Below are 7,127 nucleotides of genomic sequence, written 5' to 3' on the forward strand. Positions count from 1 at the left end.
GCCGAGTCCCGCATCGCGGCCGCCATCGGTGACGGGCACTCCGCCAACGAGGCGGCAGCCGCCCTGGGGCTGAGCCAGCACACCGTCCGCTCGACCCTGAAGCTGATCTACTCGAAGCTTGCGATATCCAAGCAGACCGAACTGGCACGGCTCGTCGAGCACCTCAGGTGGCCGGGCTAGCACGTCGCAGCGGGCTTCGGCGGGGTCCCGAAGGCCCGATCCGCCGGGGGGAGCGATCCGCGCCGCTTTGACGCCGACCGGGCACGCCCGGCACCCTATGTCTCGCGGAGCCGCGTCGCGGGCCTTGCCGAGAGCGCGCTCCAGGTTGCGGCGATGCCGGTGACCAGCGTCAACCCGAGCGTCGCGGCGACAACGCCGACGAGCAGCGGCAGGTCGGGCCGAAAGGCGCTCTCGAGGACGATCGTCACCAGGGCCCATGCCCCGGCAACGCCCAGCAGCGCCGCAAGGAGGGCCGCCATCAGACCGATGACGCCATACTCGATGAGGTACAGGCGGACGATATCGCCGGTGGTCGCGCCCAGGACCCTGGCCACGATCGAGTCGGCCTCGCGCTGACGGCGTCCATTGGCGAGCGCCCCGGCGAGCACCAGGACGCCGCCGGCCAGCGCCACCGCGCCGACGAGGCCCACGGCGGTTGCCACCGATGCGATCAGGGCGCGGACGGCGCCGACGGCCTCGTCGATCGGCAGGAAGACCAGGTCGGGGAAGGCCGCGGCCAGTTGCGCCTCGGTCTCGGCCCGACCATCGGTCCTGATCTTGAGAAGCCCGAAACTCGACTGCGGGAAGCCGTCGAGCGCGCCGGGCGACAGGACATAGGGGAAGTTCACCCCGCCGCGCTGCCACTCGAAATGGCGAAAGCCGACCACCGTTGCCGAGACCGGCTCTCCATAGACGGTGAAGGTCAGGACGTCGCCGATCTTCAGCCCGAGCTGCCGGCCAATGTCATCGGACGGGGCAACGAGGGGCGGGCCGGAATAGCCCTCGCCCCACCAGGCGCCGGTCGACAGCCGGGAGCCGCGCGGTACGGCGGCGGACCAGGTCAGGGGGATCTCGTCACCGAAGTAGAGCGACATGTCCTTCGGCGGCTCGCTGAAGGGGGGCGGCGGGCGATCGTTGAGCAGAAGGCCGGTGGCGCGCAGGACCGGGAGGGACTCGAAGCTCTCGATCCCTGCCGTGGAGGCGGAGAAGTCGGCCAGCGCTGCCACCTCGTCGTCGAACAGGTCGAGGTAGACGAGACTGGGTGCGTCGACCCGCACGGACGGGTCGAGCTGATGCTGCAGGTTGTCCGCCGTCAGCGCGATGACGAGCAGCAGGGAGACCCCCAGTCCCAGCGACAGGATGACCGCCGACGCGGGTGAGCCGGGGCGGCACGCGGCGCGGATGGCATTTCGCACCGCGGCAGCGCGGACCGGCGGCACCGACTCGAGGCCGCGCCGGATCAGGCGCGATGCGACGCGGAGCAAAACGACAGCCAGGGCGACCCCGAGGCCGTACCAGAGCACCACGTCTGCGCGACCCACATCGAGCGTCGCAACCAGCGCGATCAACCCCAGGCTGACCAGGACCGGGAGGCCGACCTCGGGCTTCAGCATGTCGCGCCAGCCTCGCCGGCGCGGGGCGGGACCGAGCGCGCGGAATAGCAGAGCCGGGCGCAGCAGCCGAATCCGCGCGAGCGGCAGGTAGGCGAACAGAAAGCTGACCAGCACGCCGAACACGGCCGCGAGGCCGAGCGCAGCGATGTCCACGGTCGGCTGCAAGGCGAGGCCGACCGCAGGGCCGATCAGCGGCAGGGCGAACCAGGTCGCCACGACTGCAGCACCCGCGCCGATAGCTGTCCCGAGCACAGTGAGCGTGAAGATCTGGATCAGGAAGTGCAGAACGAGGCGGAGCCCGGTGGCGCCGAGGGCCCGCATGGTGGCGATGGAGCGTTGGCGCTCCAGCACATAGGCGGAGACCGCATTGGCAACGCCAACGCCGCCCACGATCATCACCGACAGTCCGATGATCGAGAGAAAGCGCCGGAACATGCCGTAGTAGGAGGCCAGTTCGTCGGTGGCGTCGCCCGGGGCACTGAAGCGCCAGCCGGCCTCGGGTGCGACCGCAGCGATGTCGCGGGCGGCCCGATCGAAGTCGACCCGGCCGCCGGTATCGACCTTGTAGCGGTAGCGTGCGAGGGAACCCGGCGCGAGAACGCCGGCCGCATCGATGGCGGCAACGGAGACCAGCACCGGGTAACCGATCGCGATGCCCTGACTGACCTGGTCGGGAAGAGACGCAACGGTGCCACGTATGGTCAGCCAAGTCTCGCCCAGAGCAAGGCGATCACCGATGCTCAGGCCGAGTCGTTCCAGCAGGCCGGGGGCAACCAGTGCACCCGGGCCGTTGCCTTCGCTCGATAGCCGCTGGGCGGGCGGAGCTGCATCGGCCGGCTCGATGGTTCCGAGCAGCGGGTACGCCGAATCCACGGCACGGACGGCGGCAAGGACGCCCTGCCCGTCTTCCCCGTGCACACGCGCCATGACGTCGATGACCTCGGCGACCCGCCCCAGGCGCTCCATCGCAGCGCGCTCCTCGGCATTTGCCCGCCGATCGGTCAGGCGGGCCTCGATATCGCCGCCAAGCAGGACCCGCGCATCGCGGGCGAGCGCCGACTGCAGCGCCGAGCCGACGGAGCCGACCATCGACATGGTGCCAACGCCCAGCGCCACACAAGCGATCAGAAGCCAGAAGCGCCGGAAGTCCCCGCGCAAATCTGCCAGCGCCACACGCACGATGCTGGAGATAATGTTGCTCACGCCAATCGCCTCTTTTCGGAACTTATTCGCTGGATGCATCCGACAATTGACGCAAATCAAGGTGGTCCGAGCACCGACGGGCCTTCCTCCGCATTGCTCCTTCTGCAACGGTTGGGGCCGAGCGGTGGCGGCGGCCGCCTGCGTTCCGCCTCGGGAGGGCACGCGTATTGAATATCGCAGGTTCCGGCGTGCTTGTTGTTGCGGCTGACGAGGGTCGCCATTTCCTGGAGTTCATCGAGGTGCCCTACCGCATCCAGGGCGGCAATCGCTACTGGGTGCCGCCCTTGCGATTGCAGCAGCGCGATCTGCTCGACCGGGTGAAGAACCCCTTCTACCGGCATGCCGAGATTCGGCTGTTCGTCGCCTATCGAGCCGGACGCGCCGTGGGGCGCATCGCGGCGATCAGCAATCAGGTGCACAACGACACCCACCATGAGCGTGCCACGCTGTGGGGCTTCTTCGAGTGCATCGACGACCTCGAGGCGGCGTCGGCTCTGTTCGGCGCGGTGGAGGCCGCCGCACGCAGCTGGGGGCACACGCTGCTGCGCGGCCCGTTCAATCCGTCGGTCAACGACGAGATCGGGCTGCAGATCGATGCGTTCGATCAGCCAGGCTATGTGATGATCCCCTACAATCCGGCCTGGTACGTGCCGCTCGTCGAGGCGCAGGGTTTCGTCAAGAGCGTCGACCTCTACTGCTTCCGCATCGACTCGGCCTCGGTGTCGGAGCGGCTGAAGCGGGTGGGACCGGCGGTTGCGTCACGCGGCGGCGTGCGATATCGGCGGCTGACCAAAGCCAGCCTGAAGCGGGACGTCGACAAGATCTGGGCGATCTACAATTCGGCCTGGGAGCGAAACTGGCTCTGGGTGCACGCCACCCGCGAGGAGTTTGCGCATCTGGTGGACAATTTGGTGCAGATTGCCGATTTCGACCTTGCCTGGATCGCAGAGACCGCAGGCGGGGAGATGGTCGGTTTCTCCGTCGCTGTGCCCAACATCAACGAAGCGCTGATCTCGATCCGCGACGGCCGACTGGCCCCGTTCGGATGGGCGAGACTACTGTGGGCGAGCCGGCCGGGCGCCATCCACAGCCTCAGGTTCATGGTGATGGGCGTGCTGACCCCGTGGCGCGGCCACGGCATCGACCTTGCACTCAACTACCATCAGTTCGTCGAGGCCGGGCGCAAGGGCTATGAGCGCGGCGAGATGAGCCAGATCCTGGAGACGAACCTGCCGATGATCCACGCTGCCGAGGCGCTGGGCGGCGAGCGCTACAAGACGCACCGGATGTACGAGAAGTCGCTGCCGGCGGCTTAGGGTGGCCGCGACCTGCGCTGCACATCGGGACGCTGAACGTTTGCCGCCCTCGCCCGGCAGATCTTCGCTGCGTTCGTGACCCACGGTAAATAATTCCTCAATAGATCGCCTGGCATCGCCAGCAATCTGGCAGTTCCGACGCATGAAACGGGCCGCAGGACTGTGACGCCTGCAATACTGTGCGGCCAGCTTACAGAGAGCTGACAGTCGCGGTACGGGGACGGTCAGTCTGCCCCTGCTAGGGTGAGTCCATTGCGCATCGTCGCATGAACAAGGGAGTTTCACTCGTGAAGACCGCAACCGCCACCTCGCTCGCCGTCCTGCTGCTGGCGCTCGCCGCAAACACAGCCTCGGCAAAGAGCATCAAGAACGATGTGCCTGACGAGGCGCTCGCCGCCTATTGCGCCACCGTGCCGCTCAACAGCGAGACGGTTGCATCGATCACTCTCCCGGACGGCACGGTGCTGACCGGCAGCGTCCACTGCGAAGCGGAGGACCTGATCATCGGGAGCGACGACATCAACGACCTGCCCGACGACAGCGATGGTCGCCTCGATGACGACGGCGATGACGACTCCGACGACGACAGCGACGACGATAGCGACGACGACTCCGACGATGACTCGGACGACGACGATGACTCGGACGACGACAATTCCGGCCCCGGCGATGGCGACGACGACTGATCGATGCCTTGCAGGTCGACCGATGGCACGCACTCGGTCGACCTGCCCAAAGGCGCTCCGACGGCTCGACGCGAGCCAGCTTCCTGCCGTCCTGCCTGCACAGCGCGTCGCCACGATCCAGGGTCGCGACCGCAAACCCATGTTCGAAGCTTCGGGAGCGTTGAGGCCGAAGCTACTGACGGTACCAGGTCCTGCCGCGCAGGAACCCGCGCTGCCGGCGCCCTGCCCTTGCTAGCGCGATGGACGCCGGCGGCTCAGGACACGGTGCGCCAGACCTACAAGGCGCGGGCCCTGAAGCCATCGCCAGAGATACCGGATCCGGGGTATCGGCACGGCTTCGATGGACTCTATCGCCAGTCCCAGCATCCGGGTGCCGGCATAGGGCACGAGGGTACTCTCATCGAGCATCCGGGCGGTGTGAATGTGGAGTTCGGCCAGCGCCGGGAGCCGGTTGGCGCGGTGCTCCGAGATCATCGCCGTGAGTACGGTCCGTCCGTCGGAGTCGTAGCTTACGCTCAACGGAAGGGGCTCACCCGAAAGGCGAAGCGCGGTGTGTTTCGCGTGTCCCGACGGCGTTGCCGGAGCGAGGCGAATGCGCAGCTCGAACGCGGTACGCCGAGGCAGGCGGAAGTAGAGCCGGGTGTCGGGCCTGTTGGCCGTCCACCGCCAGCGGCAGTCGGACTTGCCGCGCGACGCGACTGGCTCCCGGGCATCGAGGTTTTCGCCCAGCACCGGATCCCATGCGTGCCACGAGGTCAACACCGGTGCCTGTGAGGCCGCCTTTTCAAGGATGTGCCGGCGCAGTCCCTGGCGATCTCCGATCAGCGCCAGCGCCGGTTCGGTCCGACGACGCTCCGCCAGGTCCGCCATCTGCCGGTCGTAGATCTCGCGTGCGAGCGCATAGAAGGCGCGATCGGGCAATAGAATCTCGTCGAATTTCGCCTGTTCATCGGCGGTGAAGTCGATGCGTTTCGGCCGCCTGCTGCCGGTGTTCCGCCGATGCTCGGACGCCGGAGGCACGATCGAGGTGATCGCGCAGAGCGCGTCGAGCGAGCGCTCATGGTCTTCCATCAGTCCGATGAAGAACATGCGCCGAAGGGCACTCAACGCAGCCTCCCTGACGCTGACTCCCGGATGCGTCTCGGACCAGAACTTGCGGTTTGAGGGCATGCCGTAGGCAAGTTGCGCCTGTTGCTGGTGGAAATCGGCGTCGGGGCTCATCAGCCAGTCCAGAAAGACCGACTCTACCCGTTCGCCCGCGTCCAGGCGGGCGGTATACTCCGCATGACGCCGCTTGCGCTCCTGCACGACGAAGAAGAAGAAGGCGGAGATCACGCGATCCTCGGGCTCTCGCAACCAGGTGAACAGATTGGCATCGGGGGCAAGCAACTCGCCGATGGCAGCTCCGGCATGAGCACTGAGTGCCTCGAACCGGCCGAAGTCGTCGCCGGCCTTCAGTGCCTCCCACGGCTTGGTGTAGGCGTCGCCATCCAGTTGGCTGGATAGGGGATACGTCCTCTCCCCTGCAAAGGCATTCTCCATTGTCAGCCGCACGCTGGTTCCCGCGGCCTTCGCCACATGGACAAAGCAGAGCGCCGCGCCGGGATGGTAGGGTCGCTGCGGAAAGAAGCTGGCCGCTGGCGGCAGGCTGTCGAGCGAGGGTTCAGCGGTCACGTTCGGGAGTGTCTCCAGTCCGGCTCAGTCTAGCACCGCTTCGCCGGGGCGGAATTGACAGGAAGGTGTAGCCCGGCAGGCCCCGTGAGCAGGCAGCGGGCTCGGCGCCTCACATGCGGCGATCGACGCCACAGGCGAAAAGCCGGCTCAAAGCGACAGCTCGTCCTGCCAGAGTCGATGCCCGGCCGCCCCGATGTCTCGCGCCAGGTGGGTGTCATGGGCCAAGCGGGAGATCGCGGCGGCGAACTCCGGGGCCGTCTCGGCCGCAAGGTAGTGCCGGCCCGCCTCGGCGTTCAGCCCCCGCACCCCCTCGGCAGTGGAGACGACGGGGCGACCGTAGGCAAACGCCTCTATGGTCTTGAACTTGGTGCCGCCGCCGGCCCGGAGCGGCACCACGACAACAGAGGCCTCGGCATAGAGCGGAGCGAGGTCGGGCGGATCTGCAATGAGGTCTATCAGCGGGTTGCCCACGAGTTGACGACGAAGCGCTGCGCTCGGACTTTTCCCCGCAACGGTCACTCGCAGGTCCGGGAGGTGCGACAGGAGCGGCGCAACCTCGTTCGCCAAGAGGGCTGCCGCCTCCTCGTTGGGCGGGTAACCGAGCGAGCCGATGAACAAGACGCGAAACGGCTTCG

General features: G+C 67.3%; 6 protein-coding genes. 3 read left to right on the forward strand and 3 right to left on the reverse strand.

From position 1 onward, the window contains the following. On the forward strand, positions 1 to 180 hold a 180-nt coding region (locus tag ACE3TU_RS16535; protein ID WP_374626148.1), incomplete at its 5' end, for a LuxR C-terminal-related transcriptional regulator. A gap of 95 nt (positions 181 to 275) precedes the next feature. Here ACE3TU_RS16535 and ACE3TU_RS16540 read toward each other — a convergent pair. Continuing rightward, positions 276 to 2,816, reverse strand: coding sequence for an ABC transporter permease (locus ACE3TU_RS16540; RefSeq protein WP_374626150.1), 2,541 nt, complete (start codon positions 2,814 to 2,816; stop codon positions 276 to 278). A gap of 167 nt (positions 2,817 to 2,983) precedes the next feature. Between ACE3TU_RS16540 and ACE3TU_RS16545 the strand changes: the two genes are divergently transcribed. Further along, positions 2,984 to 4,132: a hypothetical protein gene (locus ACE3TU_RS16545; RefSeq protein ID WP_374626152.1), complete on the forward strand. Its 1,149-nt coding sequence runs from the start codon at positions 2,984 to 2,986 to the stop codon at positions 4,130 to 4,132. A gap of 287 nt (positions 4,133 to 4,419) precedes the next feature. Continuing rightward, positions 4,420 to 4,818 carry a hypothetical protein gene (locus tag ACE3TU_RS16550; RefSeq protein WP_374626154.1) on the forward strand — a complete coding sequence of 133 codons (399 nt, stop codon included), beginning with the start codon at positions 4,420 to 4,422 and terminating at the stop codon, positions 4,816 to 4,818. Positions 4,819 to 5,049: 231 nt separating this feature from the next. On the opposite strand, the gene ACE3TU_RS16555 is transcribed toward ACE3TU_RS16550, so the two are convergent. Together ACE3TU_RS16555 and ACE3TU_RS16560 are read right to left on the reverse strand one after the other, a co-directional pair. Further along, positions 5,050 to 6,492: a hypothetical protein gene (locus ACE3TU_RS16555; RefSeq protein ID WP_374626156.1), complete on the reverse strand. Its 1,443-nt coding sequence runs from the start codon at positions 6,490 to 6,492 to the stop codon at positions 5,050 to 5,052. A 147-nt stretch (positions 6,493 to 6,639) separates the two neighbouring features. Then, the coding region (locus tag ACE3TU_RS16560; protein WP_374626158.1) for a glycosyltransferase family 4 protein at positions 6,640 to 7,127 on the reverse strand (488 nt) is incomplete at its 5' end.

Origin of the sequence: Devosia sp., from assembly GCF_041917035.1 — a bacterium.
Classification (GTDB): Bacteria; Pseudomonadota; Alphaproteobacteria; order Rhizobiales; family Devosiaceae; genus Devosia_A.